This is a genomic window from Rufibacter radiotolerans (assembly GCF_001078055.1).
Taxonomy (GTDB): domain Bacteria; phylum Bacteroidota; class Bacteroidia; order Cytophagales; family Hymenobacteraceae; genus Nibribacter; species Nibribacter radiotolerans.
The window spans coordinates 1,214,859-1,232,959 of record NZ_CP010777.1 but is presented as its reverse complement, the minus strand read 5'-3'; the positions used below and the strand labels follow the sequence as shown (position 1 = coordinate 1,232,959).

Annotated in this window: 16 protein-coding genes; 15 read left to right on the top strand and 1 reads right to left on the bottom strand. The window is 52.1% G+C overall.

Going from position 1 to position 18,101, the window contains the following annotated elements:
* Window positions 1-119 precede the first annotated feature (119 nt).
* The 14 genes from TH63_RS05150 (at window position 120) to TH63_RS05085 (ending at window position 13,353) form a co-directional block, all read left to right on the top strand.
* Window positions 120-1,973 (top strand): 2-oxoacid:acceptor oxidoreductase subunit alpha, encoded by a 1,854-nt coding sequence (locus tag TH63_RS05150; RefSeq protein ID WP_048920009.1) that lies wholly within the window; start codon window positions 120-122, stop codon window positions 1,971-1,973.
* 2 nt (window positions 1,974-1,975) lie between these two features.
* Window positions 1,976-2,992, top strand: a complete 1,017-nt coding sequence (locus tag TH63_RS05145) for a 2-oxoacid:ferredoxin oxidoreductase subunit beta (protein ID WP_048920008.1) — start codon at window positions 1,976-1,978, stop codon at window positions 2,990-2,992.
* A gap of 78 nt (window positions 2,993-3,070) precedes the next feature.
* Entirely contained in the window at window positions 3,071-3,421 is a 351-nt protein-coding gene (locus tag TH63_RS05140) for an NADH-quinone oxidoreductase subunit A (RefSeq protein WP_048920007.1), read from the top strand.
* On the top strand, window positions 3,412-3,987 hold the full coding sequence (locus tag TH63_RS05135; protein ID WP_316931948.1) for an NADH-quinone oxidoreductase subunit B: 576 nt from the start codon (window positions 3,412-3,414) through the stop codon (window positions 3,985-3,987). The genes TH63_RS05140 and TH63_RS05135 overlap by 10 nt, the downstream gene beginning before the upstream one ends.
* 12 nt (window positions 3,988-3,999) lie before the next feature.
* Complete coding sequence (locus TH63_RS20470) at window positions 4,000-4,476, top strand: NADH-quinone oxidoreductase subunit C (protein ID WP_048920006.1); 477 nt, start codon at window positions 4,000-4,002, stop codon at window positions 4,474-4,476.
* 6 nt (window positions 4,477-4,482) lie between these two features.
* The gene (locus TH63_RS05125; RefSeq protein ID WP_048920005.1) at window positions 4,483-5,604 is read left to right on the top strand and encodes an NADH-quinone oxidoreductase subunit D; all 1,122 of its coding nucleotides are present in this window, start codon (window positions 4,483-4,485) and stop codon (window positions 5,602-5,604) included.
* Window positions 5,605-5,615: 11 nt separating this feature from the next.
* The gene (nuoH, locus tag TH63_RS05120; RefSeq protein ID WP_048920004.1) at window positions 5,616-6,680 is read left to right on the top strand and encodes an NADH-quinone oxidoreductase subunit NuoH; all 1,065 of its coding nucleotides are present in this window, start codon (window positions 5,616-5,618) and stop codon (window positions 6,678-6,680) included.
* A gap of 5 nt (window positions 6,681-6,685) precedes the next feature.
* The gene (locus TH63_RS05115; RefSeq protein ID WP_048920003.1) at window positions 6,686-7,162 is read left to right on the top strand and encodes a 4Fe-4S dicluster domain-containing protein; all 477 of its coding nucleotides are present in this window, start codon (window positions 6,686-6,688) and stop codon (window positions 7,160-7,162) included.
* 3 nt (window positions 7,163-7,165) lie between these two features.
* Complete coding sequence (locus TH63_RS05110) at window positions 7,166-7,792, top strand: NADH-quinone oxidoreductase subunit J family protein (protein WP_082161559.1); 627 nt, start codon at window positions 7,166-7,168, stop codon at window positions 7,790-7,792.
* Between the two features lie 17 nt (window positions 7,793-7,809).
* Entirely contained in the window at window positions 7,810-8,127 is a 318-nt protein-coding gene (nuoK, locus tag TH63_RS05105; RefSeq protein ID WP_048920002.1) for an NADH-quinone oxidoreductase subunit NuoK, read from the top strand.
* A 12-nt stretch (window positions 8,128-8,139) separates the two neighbouring features.
* Entirely contained in the window at window positions 8,140-10,059 is a 1,920-nt protein-coding gene (gene nuoL / locus TH63_RS05100; RefSeq protein WP_156180397.1) for an NADH-quinone oxidoreductase subunit L, read from the top strand.
* 9 nt (window positions 10,060-10,068) lie between these two features.
* A complete protein-coding gene (locus TH63_RS05095) occupies window positions 10,069-11,556 on the top strand; it encodes a complex I subunit 4 family protein (protein ID WP_048920000.1) in 1,488 nt (495 codons plus the stop codon).
* Between the two features lie 18 nt (window positions 11,557-11,574).
* Window positions 11,575-13,002 (top strand): NADH-quinone oxidoreductase subunit N, encoded by a 1,428-nt coding sequence (locus TH63_RS05090; protein WP_048919999.1) that lies wholly within the window; start codon window positions 11,575-11,577, stop codon window positions 13,000-13,002.
* Window positions 13,003-13,008: 6 nt separating this feature from the next.
* Window positions 13,009-13,353 carry a hypothetical protein gene (locus TH63_RS05085; RefSeq protein ID WP_048919998.1) on the top strand — a complete coding sequence of 115 codons (345 nt, stop codon included), beginning with the start codon at window positions 13,009-13,011 and terminating at the stop codon, window positions 13,351-13,353.
* A gap of 382 nt (window positions 13,354-13,735) precedes the next feature.
* Here TH63_RS05085 and TH63_RS05080 read toward each other — a convergent pair whose 3' ends face one another.
* Window positions 13,736-15,787, bottom strand: a complete 2,052-nt coding sequence (locus tag TH63_RS05080; RefSeq protein ID WP_048919997.1) for an acetate--CoA ligase family protein — start codon at window positions 15,785-15,787, stop codon at window positions 13,736-13,738.
* Window positions 15,788-16,074: 287 nt separating this feature from the next.
* Between TH63_RS05080 and ftsH the strand changes: the two genes are divergently transcribed.
* Complete coding sequence (gene ftsH / locus TH63_RS05075; protein ID WP_082161558.1) at window positions 16,075-18,069, top strand: ATP-dependent zinc metalloprotease FtsH; 1,995 nt, start codon at window positions 16,075-16,077, stop codon at window positions 18,067-18,069.
* The last annotated feature ends 32 nt before the right edge of the window (window positions 18,070-18,101 follow it).

The following is an 18,101-nucleotide window of genomic DNA, read 5'->3' as shown; positions in this document are numbered from 1 at the left end:
CATGATGATGGTCACTCTATCGCATGATGCTAATCATTTCAATTGCCTTCAATAGAAAATAGTTTTGGTAACAATAATTCTCCCAAAAGTGCATTCTATCACCTCTTAAAATCTCAACCATGATCACAGAGAAAATTAAAATTGAACCCGAAGTTCTGGAGGCAGTTGTCGTTCGGTTTGTTGGCGATTCAGGTGACGGAATGCAGCTGACCGGCACCCAGTTCACAGACACCTCGGCCATGTTTGGCAATGACGTGGCTACTTTTCCAAACTACCCCTCTGAGATTAGAGCCCCCCAAGGGAGTCTGTATGGCGTATCTGGCTTTCAGGTACACATAGGCAGCGTGGAAGTAAGCACCCCCGGTGACAATGTGGATCTATTGGTGGCCATGAACCCCGCGGGCCTGAAAGCGAACCTGCATGCGCTCAAGCCAAAGCAGACCATTATAGTAGACACAGACGCCTTCACCTCTAAGAACCTGGAGAAAGCCGCTTATGCCACCAATCCCCTGCACGACGGAAGCCTGGACAACTATAAGGTGATTGAAGTGCCTATGACCTCTTTAACTAAAGAGGCCGTGAAAGATATCCCCGGACTGGATAACTCCGCCATCACCAGAAGCAAGAACATGTTCTCGCTAGGCATGATCTACTGGATGTACAACCGGTCCACAGAGCATACCATAGACTTCATTAATAAGAAATTCAAGTCCAAGCCCCAGCTAATAGAGGCCAACACCAAGGTCTTGAATGCCGGTTTCTATTACGCAGAGACCTTAGAGCTCATCCCTAACTCCTATACCATTTCACCGGCCAAGATGCGGGAAGGAACTTACCGCATTATCATGGGCAACACCGCCACCGCCTGGGGTCTGCTGGCCGCCGCCGAAAAAGCCGGGTTGGAGCTGTTTTTGGGGTCTTACCCCATTACCCCGGCCACCGATATCTTGCATGAGCTGGTGAAACACAAGCACTTTGGCGTGAAAGCCTTCCAGGCCGAAGATGAGATTGCCGGCATTACCTCTGCCATTGGCGCCTCCTTTGCCGGAGACTTAGCGGTCACCACTACCTCTGGCCCTGGTTTAGCCCTGAAAGGGGAAGCTATCGGCCTGGCCGTGATGACGGAGTTACCGCTGGTAATCATCAATGTCCAGCGCGGCGGGCCTTCTACCGGTCTGCCTACCAAAACAGAGCAGTCTGACCTCATGCAGGCCATGTACGGCAGAAACGGCGAAAGCCCTGCGATTGTGCTAGCGGCCAGCACCCCGGCCAACTGTTTCAATTATGCCTATGAAGCCGCAAGGCTGGCGCTGGAGCACATGACCCCGGTTATCCTGTTAACCGACGGGTACATTGCAAACGGCTCTGCTCCCTGGAAAATCAAATCGGTGTCGGAGATGCCGGAGATCAAAAACCGCAAAATCACGGACAGCACCGAAAAGAATGCCCCCTTCAACCGCGATCCGGAAACGTTGGCCCGCAATTGGGCCGTGCCGGGCACCCCGGGCCTGGAGCATAGAATTGGTGGCCTTGAAAAAGACTCCATCACGGGTAACGTGTCTCACGTGCCGGAAAACCACCAGACCATGACCTACATCAGGGCCGAGAAAGTGCGGCGCGTGCAGGAAAATATCCCAGAGCTTAAGACTGAGTTTGCCCAATCCGGAGACCTGCTGGTAGTAGGCTGGGGCGGTACGTATGGGTCCCTTTATTCGGCGGTGAAACACCTGAACAAGGAAGGGTATGACGGCATTGGCCTGGCGCACTTCAACTACATTAACCCGCTGCCTAAGAACACAGCCGAGATCTTCTCCAAGTTTAAAACCATTGTGGTCTGTGAACTCAACGGCGGCCAGTTCGCCAGCATCCTGAGAATGAACTTCGGGCAGTTTGAATATACGCAGTTCAACAAGATTCAGGGCCTTCCTTTTGCCAATGATGAACTCACCCAGGAATTTAAAAAACTCATCTAATTATGGAAACCACTACTCCAATCCCTGCCTATACTTTTAAAGATTTCACCAGCGACCAGGAAGTAAGATGGTGCCCCGGCTGCGATGATTACGTGATCCTGCGGTCCATGCAGAAGGCCCTCCCAGATATGGGGGTGAGAAAAGAAGACGTGGTGTTCATTTCCGGCATTGGGTGCTCCTCTAGGTTCCCGTACTACATGGACACCTACGGCATGCACAGCATCCATGGCAGGGCCCCGGGCATTGCTACCGGCGTGAAACTGGCCAACCCTAATCTAAGCGTGTGGGTGATGACCGGCGACGGAGACTCCATGGCCATTGGCGGTAACCACTTCATCCATGCCCTGCGCCGGAACGTGGACCTCAACATTGTCATGTTCAACAATGAGATCTACGGTTTAACCAAAGGTCAATTCTCTCCTACTTCCCTGCTGGGCCAGAAAACAAAGTCATCTCCCTACGGAAACACCCAGCCGCCCTTCTCTCCCGGTGAGCTGGCCCTGGGCGCCAACGCACGCTTCTTTGCCCGCATTGCCGGCAACAACCCAAAAGTCATTTCGCAGATCCTGATTGAGGCTCATCAATTCAAGGGCACGTCTTTGATTGAGGTACTTCAGAACTGCGTGATCTTTAACGACGGGTGCTTTGACAGTGTCACCAACAAAGACGTCAAGGAAGACAAGCAGATCTTTCTGGAGCATGGCAAACCCATGCTGTTCGGGAAAGACAAGGAAAAAGGCATAGTGCTGAAGGGCCTCAAGCTGGAAGTAGTCACTATTGGCGAGAACGGCGTGACGCTGGCAGACATTTTGGTGCATGACGCCAAAGAGAAAGACCCCACCCTACACCAGATGCTGGTGCGCCTGGAACACCCCATGGTTACCGGTGTGATTAGAAGCTACGAGGACTTTACCCTGGAAGAAAGAGAAGATGCGTTGACCGCAGAAGTGAAAGCCAGATCACCTTTCACCAAGACCGATGATCTCTTCTTTTCAGGAGAGACCTACCAGGTAAAATAGCATGCTGGCAACTGATCTTCATCAGTTTTATTCCTCTTCATTTCTGGTAATATTATTTAACAATAAAGCAGCAAAGAAATGGGTTCAGAAGCATTGATAGTTTTCTTTCTGGCCGGCGTGGTACTGGTGGCCGGGGCAAATTTCCTCTCCAATTTAATCTCGCCTAAGTCAGATAATCCGCAGAAACGCGAGCCCTATGAAAGCGGCATGACCACCATTGGCCCCACCTGGGTGCAGTTCAAAGTGGGGTATTACCTGTTCGCCATCTTGTTCCTGATTTTTGATGTGGAGGTGGCCTTTTTATTCCCCTGGGCCGTGGTCTTCAAAACGGTGGGTACCGCTGCGCTGGTGGAGATATTCATCTTCTTATTTATTCTGGGCTTAGGCCTTCTGTACGCTTGGAAGAAAGGAGCACTAAAATGGCAGTAGAACCCACCACCGCACCGGCCGCGCCTACCATGCCGGCAGATTTCCCGGGCAAGGTCATTCCGGCCGGCAATGGGGCCAACGTAGTCGTCACTTCTCTGGACAAGATCATCAATTGGGGCCGGGCCAATTCTTTATGGTCGCTCTATTTTGGCACCAGTTGTTGCGCCATTGAAATGATGCAGACAGGAGCCGCCCGCCATGACTACTCCCGTTTTGGGTTTGAAGTAGCCCGCCCTTCGCCCCGCCAGGCAGATCTGATTGTGATAGCCGGCACCATCACCAACAAAATGGCCCCGGTGCTGCGCCGCCTGTATGACCAGATGGCCGAACCCAAATACGTCATCGCCATGGGTGCCTGCGCTATCTCCGGCGGACCTTTTTTCTACAATTCCTATTCCGTGGTAAAAGGTGCCGACCATATCATTCCGGTAGATGTGTATGTGCCGGGTTGCCCGCCCCGCCCCGAGGCCCTGCTGGAAGGTATGCTGATGCTGCAGGACAAGATCAGGCAGGAAAGCATGAAGCACAAGAAGAATCCTATTGACGGTTTTGATGAAGGCTTTTAACGCCCAGGAGCTATGACCAACGAAGCACTACAATACCTAATTGGAGACTGGTTTCCGGAGCCTGAGGCGGTCAAGCTTCAATTCTCCACCGAGGGGCCACAGTTTCTGAATGTGAGCATTGACCCAGACCAGCTGCTGGTTTTGATGCGTTTTCTGAAAAACACCCCCGAAACGGATTTTGATTACCTGTTCTGCCTCACCGGGGTAGACTGGGGCAAAGAGCTGGGGGTGATTTATCACCTGGAATCCACCACCCACCGCCATATTCTGGTGGTACGGGTCACCACCCCAGACCGGGAAACACCCACCCTGGACACGGTATCTGATCTCTGGCGCACCGCAGAATTCCATGAGCGGGAGGTGTTTGACTTTTTCGGGATCAGGTTCAACGGCCACCCTAACATGAAAAGGCTTTTCCTCACCGAAGATTACGTAGGCTACCCGCTCCGGAAAGATTTTTCAGATGAAGTGAACATGATAGTTAAGTAAACGCATATGGAAACCGCTACTGTCAATACCAACTTTAAGTCTGAAGAATACTTCATTAACATGGGGCCTCAGCACCCTGCCACCCACGGGGTTCTCCGGCTGCTGTTAACCATAGACGGTGAGGTTATCAAAAAGGTAGAACCAGACCTGGGCTATATACACCGCTCCATTGAAAAGATGTGTGAGCGCAACAGCTACCAGCAGATCATTCACTTGACAGACCGGCTGGACTACCTGTCTTCCCACATCAACAATGAGGCTGTTTGCCTGGCCGTAGAAAATGCCCTGGGCGTTGAAATCCCGGAACGGGCCAAGGTAGTTAGAACCATTATAGGCGAACTGACCAGAATTGCCTCGCACTGCCTGTGGTGGGGTGTTTTGGGAATGGACGTGGGAGCGCTCACCACCTACTTCTACGGGTTCCGGGACCGGGAAATGATCAACGACATCTTTGAGGAAACCTGCGGCGCACGGCTAACCATGAACTACAGTCTACCCGGGGGCCTGATGTTTGACATTCACCCCAACTTCATTTCCAGAGTCAAAGCCTTCATCACCCACTTCAGAAGCAAATTACCGGAGTACGACACCCTGCTAACCAACAACGTCATCTTCCAGAAAAGAACCAAAGGCGTGGGCGTGTTAAGCAAAGAGGCCGCCATTTCCTACGGCGCCTCTGGTCCGGTGGGCCGGGCTTCTGGATATTCCTGCGACGTACGGAAACACCACCCGTACAGCGCCCTGAACAAAGTCACGTTCAAGGAAATCCTGAAGACCGAGGGAGACACCTTTGCCCGCTACCAGGTCCGGATTGAGGAGATGTGGGAGTCCCTCTCCATCATTGAGCAGTTGATTGACAACATCCCAGAAGGGAATTTCCAGGTGGCCACCGATGCCGTCATAAAATTGCCCAAAGGTGAATTCTACCAGAAAGTAGAAACGGCCCGCGGCGAGCTGGGGGTATTCATCATTAGTACCGGCACAAAAAACCCGTACCGGCTCAAATTCCGCTCGCCGGGCCTCTCCAACTTATCCCTTCTGAATCATATAGCCGTGGGCGGAAAAGTAGGAGACCTGGTAGCATCCATGGCCACCCTAGATCTTGTAATCCCTGATATAGACCGATAAACCACAAGGCGATGAATATATCACTTACCCTCTCAGAAAAGACGCATGAGCTGCTTTCTGCCATCATGCCACCAAGTGTAGCCAGTATAGTAGAAATGATTCTTATAGCCGTGGTATATCTCACCTTCTTTGCCATTGCCGGCCTTTTTCTGGTGCTGCTGGAACGAAAAGTAGCGGCCCGTTTCCAGCTGCGGTTGGGCCCCAACCGGGTTGGGTTCCAGGGGTGGTTCCAGACGGTGGCTGATGCTTTAAAGCTGGTATCCAAAGAATTGACGGGTACGGTAAAAGCCGACAAATTCCTCTACAACCTGGCCCCTTACTTTGTTATCATCACCGCCTTAATGGCCTTGGCGGTCATTCCTTTTGCGGGGTATTTCCAGGCCTTTGACATCAACATTGGGGTTCTCTTCATCATCGCGCTTTCCTCTATTGGGGTAATTGGCATTCTGCTGGCCGGTTGGGGAAGTAATAACAAGTTTGCCATGATAGGCGCCATGCGCAGCGGGGTGCAAACCATCAGCTATGAACTATCGGTGGGCCTATCGCTTTTGACCATGATTCTGATTACCGGTTCGCTGCAGTTTTCTGAGATTGTAGAGGTGCAACGCAATGGCTGGCTCATAGTGCAGGGGCATATTCCGGCGGTACTCGCCTTCATGATTTACATGATTGCCGGCACCGCCGAAACCAACCGGGCACCCTTTGACCTGGTAGAGGCCGAATCTGAACTGGGTGCCGGTTTCCACACCGAGTACTCGGGAATGAAGTTCGCTTATTTCTTCCTGGCGGAGTTCATCAACATGTTCATCATTGCCTCCATCGCGGTCACCGTTTTCTTCGGGGCCTACTTGTCTCCCTTCGGGATTACGGAGTCGCTGCCGTGGCTGGGCCTGTTCTGGTTCCTGGCCAAAGCGCTGGTGCTATTATTCCTGATGATGTGGTTCAGATGGACCTTCCCCCGGTTACGGATTGACCAGTTGCTTACCCTGGAATGGAAGTACCTGCTCCCCCTGAACCTGATGAACATTGTGTTAATGGCAGTGGTGGTGTGGCTTAAGTTAACCATTCAATTCTAGAAGCTATGAGTTACTTCTCAGATATCTATAACGGCGTCAAAACCCTGCTTACGGGCATGGGGGTCACCGGAAAGTATTTTCTGAATTCTGGAAAAGGCGCCATTACCCAGCAGTACCCAGAAAATAGAGATACACTCCAAATGTTTGAGCGCTTCAGGGGCGAGGTGGTCATGCACCATGATGAAAACAACGAGCACAGCTGTACCGGTTGCCAGAAGTGTGAACTGGCCTGCCCTAACGGCAGCATTGAAATCATCTGGGACCGCGGTCTGGACCCGGAGACCGGCAAAAAGAAGAAGATGATTGACAAGCACATCTACCACTTTGGCATGTGTACCCAATGCGGCCTGTGCGTGAACGCCTGCCCCTCCAACGCCATTGAATGGGCGCAGAATTTTGAAAACTCGGTGTATGACAGAACCCAGCTTACCCGGGTGCTTAACAAACCAGGATCTAAGGTAAAAGCAGGAATAGAAGAATAAGCTATGGAAAAGTTCATATTTTATGGGTTAGCGCTGACCATGATCGGTTTCGCTATCGCGTCGGTGACCAGCCGAAAAATGCTACGCTCCGTGGTGTACCTGCTCTTTGTATTGATTGGCATAGCGGGCGTCTATTTCATGGCCGACTACAATTTTCTGGCCGCCATACAGTTGACGGTGTATGCCGGGGGCATTATTGTGCTCATCATCTTCTCCGTTTTACTGGTGCACCACATAGACATGGAAATGGAGGTACCCAACAAAACCAAGCGCATTCTTACTGCCCTTACTTGCCTGGCCGGACTGGGTGTGTTTGCCTCCACCATCATTGCCCATCCTTTCAAAGTGGTTCCTAACACCATCACTACCACCACCGGTGACATTGGTATGAAACTCCTGAGTTATGATGCGGGAGGCTTTATACTTCCTTTTGAGGTAATAAGCGTGCTGCTGCTGGCGGCTATGATTGGCGCCATTACCATTGCCCGTAGCGGCAAGGCCCCGCTGGACGAAACAGAGATCTTCACGCCTTCCCCTGAGCAACTACCCAGAGAGCTTTTGGAAGAGCCCCTGGAAAAAGAAATTGCTGTTTCCTACAAAGAGTCAACCCTATTGGAGACCATCCACTAACCTAACGCCTTACCAAGATGATACCCGGCATCAGCATCACCGAAATCCTCCTTGTCACGTCTATCCTGTTTTTCATAGGGGTCTATGGGTTTCTTACTAGAACAAACCTGATTTCTATCCTGATCTCGGTGGAGCTGATCCTGAATGCCTCGGTCATCAACTTTGTGGTGATCAATAAATACCTGTTCCCAGACATTCTGCAGGGGGTGGTATATTCAATTTTCATTATTGCCGTAGCCGCGGCGGAAACGGCGCTGGCGGTGGCCATCATTTTCAACCTTTACAAGCAAATAAGCTCTGTAGAAGTGACGGAAACCGAAACGTTGAAATTCTAAACCCTGGAAATCATGAATACAGGTTATACCCTTCTTATTCCTCTTATCCCGCTGGCAGTTTTCCTGCTGCTGGGAATTTTCAACCGGAGAATCAAGCCGGCGGTTTCGGGGTACATTGGGGTTGCCGGCCTGGCGGCCTCCACCCTCCTGTCTTTCTATACCGCCTACCAATATTTCTTTGTAGTGGGCAAGGTCAACGGGGTGTACCAGGCAATAGTCAACAAAACTGTCTGGCTGAACTTTACTGAGACCCTGCACATAGACCTGGGCGTACTCATTGACCCTATCTCCGTGATGATGCTTCTGGTGGTGTCTACGGTTTCTTTGATGGTGCACATCTACTCCAGAGGGTACATGAAAGGCGATGACGGGTACACCAAGTTCTTTGCGTTCCTGGGTCTCTTCACCTTCTCCATGTATGGGTTGGTGCTGGCCACCAACCTGTTCCAGATCTATATTTTCTGGGAGCTGGTGGGGGTTTCCTCGTTCCTGCTGATTGGTTACTATTACACCAAAGAATCTGCGGTGGCAGCGGCAAAAAAAGCCTTTATCGTGACCCGGTTCGCTGACTTCGGTTTCCTGATTGGGATACTGATCATTGGGTTCTACACTGGCACCTTTGACTTTGAAACGCTGAACAACCCGCAGGGAAGCGCTATTCTCAACTGGGCCTCCAGTTCCTTCATGGGGCTGTCGGTGATCACCTGGGCCCTGCTGCTGATCTTCATGGGCGGCGCCGGCAAGTCGGCTATGTTCCCGTTGCACATTTGGTTGCCAGATGCCATGGAGGGTCCTACGCCAGTATCTGCCCTGATCCACGCCGCCACCATGGTGGTAGCCGGGGTGTACCTGGTGGCCCGCCTGTTCCCGCTGTACTACTTTGTGGAGGAAGGTTTTGTGTTGCAGATTGTGGCCTATGTGGGGGCTTTCTCCTCCTTATTCGCCGCAGTGATTGCCGTGACGCAGACCGATATCAAGCGGGTGCTGGCATTCTCCACCATGTCACAGATCGGGTATATGATGATGGCCCTGGGCGTATCTGGCTATGAAGGGCATGATGGTGTGGGGTATATGGCTTCCATGTTCCACCTGTTCACGCACGCCATGTTCAAGGCCCTGTTGTTCCTGGGAGCTGGCTCAGTCATCCATGCTGTGCACAGCAATTACCTGAAAGACATGGGCGGGCTACGCAAGTACATGCCTTTCACCAACATCACCTTTTTGATTGCCGCCCTGGCCATAGCGGGGGTACCGCCTCTGGCCGGTTTCTGGAGCAAGGATGAAATTCTGGTAGCGGCCTATGCCAACAACCCGCTGATCTACGGAGTAGCGGTGGTAGTGGCCGGATTAACCGCCTTCTACATGTTCCGGTTGTACTTCGGGATCTTCTGGGGCAAGGAAACCACTTACAAACATGCTCCCCATGAATCACCGGTCAGCATGACCATTCCTCTGGGGATTCTGGCGATTCTGAGTATCACCGTAGGTTTTATTCCCTTCAGCCAGTTTGTGACCGCAGACAAGGCCGGGTTTGAAGCCCACCTCAATTACCCATTGGCCGCTATTGCGGTGGCGGTGGGCGTCCTGGGCATTGTCCTGGCCTGGATCTTCTACAAAAAGGAAAACAATCTTTCTACCCGTTTCGCTAACGCCTTTGGCGGGTTCTACCGGTGGACCAGTCACAAGTTCTACTTAGACGAGTTCTACCTGTTTGTCACCCGGCAAATCATCTTCAAGCGCATCTCTGGGCCTATCGCCTTCTTTGACAAAAAAGTGGTGGACGGCACCATGGAGGGCATTGGTAACAAGACCATGAGCCTCTCCAGAAAAATAATGGGCGTGCAGTCTGGCAGGTTGCAGGATTACGCCTTCGGCTTCATAGGCGGGGTGGTCGTGTTTGCCGCGGTGTTTATTTACTTATGGACTAATTAACGCATCACCATGGATATTCTATCTCTCTTCGTCGTTTTCCCTATCCTGGTCATTACCGCGCTGGTTTTCACCAAAGGGCTATCCCGGGCCCGCCTGGTGTCTATGGTGGGCAGCCTTATTCAACTTGGTATGGCCATTCATTTACTCTATGCCTATATTCAGGAAAGGGCAGTAAATGAAAGCGTGATGCTCTTCACCCGTGACGAGGTCTGGTTCCGGCACTTCAATATCCATTACTCTATTGGGGTAGACGGAATCTCCGTGGCCTTGATTCTGCTCACCGCCATTATTGTCTTGGCGGGGGTGTTCATCTCCTGGGAAATAGAGGAGCTGCCCAAAGAATTCTTCATCTCGCTGCTGGTTTTGTCTACCGGGGTGTATGGGTTCTTTATTTCTATAGACCTGTTTACTATGTTCGTGTTCTATGAGATTGCGGTGATCCCGATGTACCTGCTCATTGGCATCTGGGGCTCTGGCCCTAAGGAATACTCGGCCATGAAACTGACCCTGATGCTGATGGGTGCCTCTGCGGTGCTGATGGTAGGGATTTTGGGTATTTACTTCAACTCCAATGCCGACGGCGGCCCCTTAACCTTCAATATTCTGGAGATTGCCAAAGTGAGCATTCCGGTAGAGGCGCAGCGGCTGTTCTTCCCCTTGACGTTTATCGGCTTTGCCGTATTGGGCGCCCTGTTTCCCTTCCATACCTGGTCGCCAGACGGCCACGCCTCTGCCCCTACCGCGGTGTCTATGCTGCATGCCGGCGTACTGATGAAGCTGGGGGGGTACGGGGTCTTCAGGGTTGCCATGTTCCTGCTGCCTGCCGGTGCTATTGAATGGTCCTGGTTCTTCATCATTTTATCAGCCACCGGGGTGGTGTACGGGGCCTTTGCGGCCATTAAACAAACCGACCTGAAGTACATCAACGCCTACTCTTCGGTGAGTCACCTGGGCATGGTGTTGTTTTCCCTGCTTATGCTTAACAAGACGGCCTGGAACGGCGCTATTCTGCAGTCCCTGTCGCATGGGTTTATGACGGCCCTTTTCTTTGCCTTGATTGGCATGATCTACTCCAGAACCCACACCCGGGATATTACCAAACTGGGCGGACTCTTAAAGGTGATTCCGTTCATCTCGGTGATCTACGTGATTGCGGGCATGGCCTCTCTGGGCTTACCAGGGTTCAGTGGCTTTGTGGCCGAGATGAACATCTTTGTGGGCGCGTTCCAGCGGGAAGAGATGTTTTACCGGGTGGCCACTATCTTATCAGTGTCTGCCATTGTGATCACCGCCGTGTACATTCTGCGGGTGGTAGGCATCATGCTCATGGGGCCGGTGAAAAACCCTGAATTCAATGACCTGCCCCAGGCTACCTGGTATGAGACCACGGGCATTCTATTATTGCTTATCCCGATAGTAGCGATTGGCGTGGCGCCATTCTGGTTAAGCGAAATGATCACCAAAAGCATTCAACCCTTCATTCAGGGGGTTCTTTAATTCTTAACAGTTACGGCAATGGATACAAGTAGCCTTTTACTCATGCGGCAGGAAGTATTATTACTAGGGATAGCCCTGCTCCTGGTAATAGCTGAGATTTTTATTCCTTCCCACAGGAAAAGCAGCACCGTGCATTTAGCCATTCTCCTGTTTGGGGTGCATACCGCGCTGGGGTTTCTGCCAATAGCTGAAGACAGCTTGTTTGGGGGCATGTTCCGGACCAACAGCCTCATCCATTTCTTTAAAAACGTCCTGAACATTGGGGTATTAGTGCTCTTGTTACAGTCTGCGGACTGGCTGCAGGAAAAGATTGTGAAACAGAACCGGGGCACCGAGTTTTTCATTCTCCTGTTCTTTTCGCTGCTGGGCATGTATTTCATGATCTCCGCTGGTGACTTCCTGATGTTCTACATTGGGTTGGAGTTGTCCACCCTGCCGGTAGCTGCCTTGGCTTCTTATGAATTGATGAAGCGAAGCTCAAGTGAAGCAGGGATTAAACTGATTCTGTCGGCAGCGCTGGCCTCCGGGGTGTCTCTGTTCGGAATTTCCATGCTCTATGCCACCACCGGCTCCATCTATTTCAATGACGTGGCGCAGGTCATCACTACCGCTCACCTGTCGGTGCTGGGCTTTGTGCTGTTCTTTGCCGGGCTGGCCTTTAAAATCTCCCTGGTACCGTTCCATTTCTGGACCGCCGATGTGTACGAAGGAGCCCCTATCAGCGTGGCCTCTTACCTATCGGCCATCTCCAAAGGAGCGGCGGCGTTCATCTTAATGATCTTGCTCTTCACCGTGCTGAAGCCACTCATGCCGGTATGGGAAAACCTGATTTACGTAGTGGCCCTGGCCACCATGTTCCTGGGCAACCTGTTTGCCCTGCGCCAGCAGAACATGAAACGATTCCTGGCTTTCTCGTCTATCTCGCAGGCTGGTTTTATTCTGCTGGGCTTGATCACGGGCACGCAGTTAGGTACTGCCACGGTGGTGTACTTTGTAATGATCTACATCTTCTCTAACCTGGCCGCCTTTGGGGTGGTGCAGGCCATTTCGCTGCAAACTGGCAAGGAGAACATGGACGATTACAATGGCCTCTACCGCACCAACCCTAAACTGAGTCTGGTCATGATGCTGGCCCTTTTCTCGTTGGCTGGTATTCCGCCCGTGGCCGGCTTCTTTGGCAAGTTCTTCCTGTTCACGGCGGCGGCCAGTGAGGGTTATTACCTGCTGGTGTTCCTGGCGGTGGTAAACGTGACTATCTCCCTATTCTATTACCTGCTGGTGGTACGGGCCATGTTCCTGCGCAAAAGCGACAACCCCATTCCCTTGTTCCAGAACAAAATCTACATGCGCCTCGGCCTGACCATAACCGTGATTGGCATTCTGGTGCTAGGGCTCTACAGCCCATTGTATGACTACATCTTTGAATTAAGCGGCGTCTTTAACTAAAAAGCTATGGCACTAGAAGGAAAACATGCTTTTGGAAGCATAGGAGAAACCAGAGTCACATTTGTGGAAAAGCAGGTAAATGAAGGCCGGAAAGGCTTCTTAAAAGACCTGCTGGAGCATAATGGGTTTGAGGTGGTGATTGAGGAAGAAAAGAAGAAAGCCGAAACAGACCCCACCCTTTATACCGTGGCCGTAACGGATATGGTGTTTAACCCTACTACTTACGTGTTTGAGCGCCGGCTTAAAACCTTTGATGGCAGAAAGGTAACCCAGGATTACTGGCTACAGAAAACGGAAGACACGGAGCCCCAATACTGGAACCTAAGGTACAAGGCCCTGGAGGTGATCTAACTCCTAGGCCAATCTTAGTTTTTGTCTTTCCTAGAATCGGCTGTCAGATTGCTACCTGACAGCCGATTCCCGTTTTCATCATTTACCGCTAAACCCATTTAACTCAGGAAAAATCGTCCGCTGGTGCTTTTCCTTCTTTCCGTTTTGGGCCTGTTTTCCAGAAAACACGCCCAAAACGGAAAGTAATTTCATTGCGGCATACATCCTTTAGCAGGCTTATAAAACCATTTAACAGTTATAATAGAAAGCATGACTAAAAAGTAAACTTGTTACGGAGGCGTTTTGATTAGTCAGGTCAGAAACGGGGAGAATTTCTGTTTTGGAGCTGTTTTCCTGAAAGCAGCCTCAAAACAGAAATCGGATTAGTAAGTCTTTTCAAAGGTCACCCAATCAGGATTCTGGCGTCCACGGCCACTAAAGCCTGTGGGGTGCCCAGTAAGGGGTTTATGTCCATCTCGGTTATTTCTGGGGCGGCCTGGAGCAGGGCACTCAGCTTCATAAGGGTAGCCACCAGTAATTCCTCGCTCACGCCTTCCTTGCCCCGCACTCCCTGAATGATAGGGTAGGATTTCAGGCGCCTGATCATGCGGGTGGCTTCTTCTCTCCCTACGGGGGCCAGGGCCGCGGACACATCCTTGAAAACCTCTACAAAGATCCCGCCCAGGCCGCACAGGATCTGGTGGCCGTAGGCGTCTTCTGCCTTGGCGCCCATGTAGACTTCAATGCCCCTGACCTGTTGCTGCAGCAAGACGCCTTCTACTCCTTCCAGGCTCATGAGGGTAGCATAGGTGTTGGCCACTTCTTCCGGACTTTTAACCCCGGTGACCACACCGCCCATATCTGATTTGTGAACCGGACCTACCACTTTCATGACCAATGGAAACCCTATAGCCTCTCCCTGCGCTATGGCTGCCTCTTTAGACATGACCGTTGCTTGCCGCACAGTAACGATTCCAGCCGCCTCCAGCAGTTCAAAGACCTGGGCCGGGGATAAATACCCGGCAGGATTCTTCTCCACTATTTGCCTTATCTTTTGGGTATCTACCGCGGGCAAGACCGGGTCTGGGTAAAGGGGCTGCATCTTGTTCACCCGGGTTAACACGTAGCCAAAGCTGACTTCATCAGTGAAATTCACGTGCCCCATGGCCTGGAAATGGCTTACTTCTTCGGCGGCTTGAATAGCCGAGGGAAGTATTGGGAAGATAGGCTTCCGGCAGGACCTTATTTTTTCATGCAATACCTGGTACACGTCGTCCACCCGCCACATACCGGTAGTACCAAACACCACCACGGCGCCGTCAATCTCGTCAAATTCATTTTCCACGAAGTCCAGAATCTCGCCCAGTTGCGTGGCGTTGCCGGTGGCCAGGAAATCAATGGGGTTAGCCACCGAAGACCCCGGGTACAATCTGGAGAGCAAGGCGTCTGCTTTGGGCCCTTCCAGGTGCGGAACCTGCATGCCGCCTTTCACCAGAATATCGGTGAGCATCACGCCCGGTCCGCCCGCGTGGGTGATGACGGCCAGGCGGTCGCCTTTTAAGGGTTTAATGGAAAAGATAGCCGCTACGTACACCAGTTCAATGCGGCTGTAACACCGGATAATGCCCGCCTTCCGGAACAGCGCACTCACGGCGGTATTAGAGCCGGCCAGGGCGCCCGTGTGCGAAGACACTGCCCTGGAACCTGCCTCGGTACTTCCTGCCTTGATGGCCGCAATCCGGCAGCCTTTCTGCACCAGAGACCAGGCATGTTTCAGGAACCGCTTCGGGTCCGCAATCTGCTCCATGTACAGGAGCTTGACCCGGGAGCTGGTCTCGGGATCAAAGGTTTCGTCCCAGTACTGCAGTACGTCTTCCACCCCAATTTGGGCACTGTTGCCAACTGAGAAGATATCTCTGAATTTCAATCCCCTCGGGATAGCCATCTCCAGCAAATACACCATGGTGGCCCCAGAGGCCGATACGCAGTCACAGCCCATGGCATCATACTCGGGGACCGGGCCGGCAAAAACGCCTTTGTATTTCTGGGTCAGCACCCCAATACAGTTGGGCCCAATCAGCGTACCGCCCACGGCATTCACAATCTCCACGCACCGTTTTTCCAGGGCTTCCCCTTGGGGCCCGGTTTCACTGAAACCCGCTGAAAACAGGATAAACGCTTTACAGTTCTTCTCAAAGGCCAGGGTGCTCAGGGCCTCTTCTACGTACTGGGCGGCCACCGCAATAATGGCCAGGTCCACCTCCGGCAAAGCCGCACAGGCGGGGTAGCAGGCTATTCCCTGCACCTGCTGCTCTTTGGGGTTCACGCCATAAAGCTGTCCCTCAAAGCCGTGGGCAAGGATGTTGTGTAGCACTTTCCCGCCGGGTTTAGAGATATCATTAGAGGCGCCTATAATGGCAATGCTGCGCGGGTTCAGGAGTTGTTCTGTTATCATTTTCGGGCGATTGGGTTGTGCCATAGGCCGTGCCCCCAAAGTAAGGCATTACGGGACTTATAAAAGCTGATAAGAATCAGTTCCTGACCTGTGCCTTCTATGTAATTCACCTCTATTTATCCTTCCGGCACTGCCACCTACGGCCGTAAAAAAAGGAATTCTCACACTCCTCTCACCCACCTATCTCCTTTACCTTCAACGCTTTTCCTTCCTTTGCCTATAACCTGAACCCAAGCTGAAAAAGGACGAAAAATTTAGCAAAATAAGCCAAAACCCACATCCACTTAATGGTAGAAGAAGTAAAAGAATATAGGGCTTACCGTAATACCGTGGCAGATCCAACTCCCCATACAGACCCAACTCCCAACAAGCCGCCCCAATCCCGGGTGTCTCCTATGATGCTGTATGTGCTGTTCATGGGTATTTTGATTTTCACCATGTATAACTCGGGCAATTCGGCCAGGCAGGCAACCTCCTGGCTGGAGGTGGAGAAGTACATGCTCAGCCGCAAGGCCATTGATAAGATTGAGGTCATCAACGGCGAGGAGGCCAACATCTTCATCAAAAAGGAGTTTGCCGACAGCCTTCCTTTCAAAGACGTCATGAAACCAGGCAACGCCAAGCAAGCGGCCCCGGGTCCCCACTATTCCCTAACCATTGGGTCGGTGGAAAGCTTTGAGCATAACCTGGAGCAGGCCCAGCAGGGAGTGCCCTTAGACCAGCGGGTGGAAGTGGTTTACATTAAACAGGAAAACTGGTTTGGCAATATGATCCTATGGCTCTTCCCTATTTTTCTGATGGTCATGTTCTGGCAGTTTTTGATGCGGAACGCCGGGGCTGGGGGCGGAAGCTCTATTTTCAGTTTCGGGAAGTCTAAAGCCATGCTCTTTGACAAAGAGCATAAAAGCAAAATCACCTTTAATGATGTGGCTGGTCTGGAGGAGGCCGCCATGGAAGTAAAAGAGGTGGTGGATTTTCTTAAAAGCCCCGAGGCGTTCACCAAACTGGGCGCCAAGATTCCCAAAGGCGTTATTCTAGTAGGACCTCCGGGGACCGGGAAAACCCTCCTGGCCAAGGCCATGGCCGGTGAGGCCCAGGTACCCTTCTTTTCCATGTCTGGTTCTGAATTTGTGGAAATGTTTGTGGGCGTAGGTGCCTCGCGCGTGCGCGACCTGTTCAAGCAAGCCAAGGAAAAAGCCCCCTGCATTATCTTTATTGACGAAATAGACAGCATTGGCCAGTCACGGGGCAAACAGGCGCTCTTCTCCGGGTCAAACGATGAACGCGAAAGCACCCTCAACCAGCTGCTAACGGAGATGGACGGTTTTGAAACCAACAGCGGGGTAATTGTGCTGGCGGCCACCAACCGCGCCGACCTGCTGGACCCGGCCCTCATCAGGCCCGGAAGGTTTGACCGCCACATTTACCTGGAATTGCCCAACATACGGGACCGCGAGGAAATCTTTAAGGTGCACCTCAGGCCCCTTAAAATTGACCAGAGCATTGACCCTGGCTTTCTGGCGGCCCAAACCCCGGGCTTTTCCGGCGCCGATATTGCCAACGTCTGCAATGAGGCCGCACTCATAGCCGCCCGCAAGAAAAAGGAAAGCATTGACCGCCAGGACTTCCTGGATGCCATGGACCGGATTGTGGCCGGGCTGGAGAAAAAAAGCAAGATCATCTCTCCCGAAGAGAAAAAAATCATTGCCTACCATGAGTCTGGGCACGCCATTGTGAGTTGGCTGCTGCCGCACGTTGACCCGCTTATCAAGGTATCCATTATTCCCAGAGGAAAGTCACTGGGGGCCGCCTGGTACTTGCCTGAGGAGCACCAACTCAAATCTGCCACGGCCTTTTCTGAGCACCTGAGCGCTATTCTGGCCGGCCGGGCCGCCGAAGAGGTGACGTTTGGTGAGGTAACCTCCGGGGCCCTAGACGATCTGGAGAAAGCCACCAAAGAGGCCTACATGATGGTAGCCTACTACGGGTTTGACAAGCAGATTGGCAACATCAGCTTCTATGACTCCACGGGACAGCAGGACACCCGGCTTTCTAAACCCTACAGCGAGGAAACCGGAAAATTGATTGACGCCGAGGTGATGAAATTGATCAACGACGCCTACGGGCAGGCCAAGAATATTCTGGTGCAACAGAAGGAAGCACTGGGCAAACTGGCAGAGCGGCTGCTGCAAAAAGAGGTTATCTTTAAGGAAGACCTGGAGGAAATCCTGGGCAAACGCAGCGCTCCCTTAAAAGAGGTGCCGGTGCTGCATGTGGTATAATTTCTCTTAAACCAGGCCTGGAAAGCCTTTAT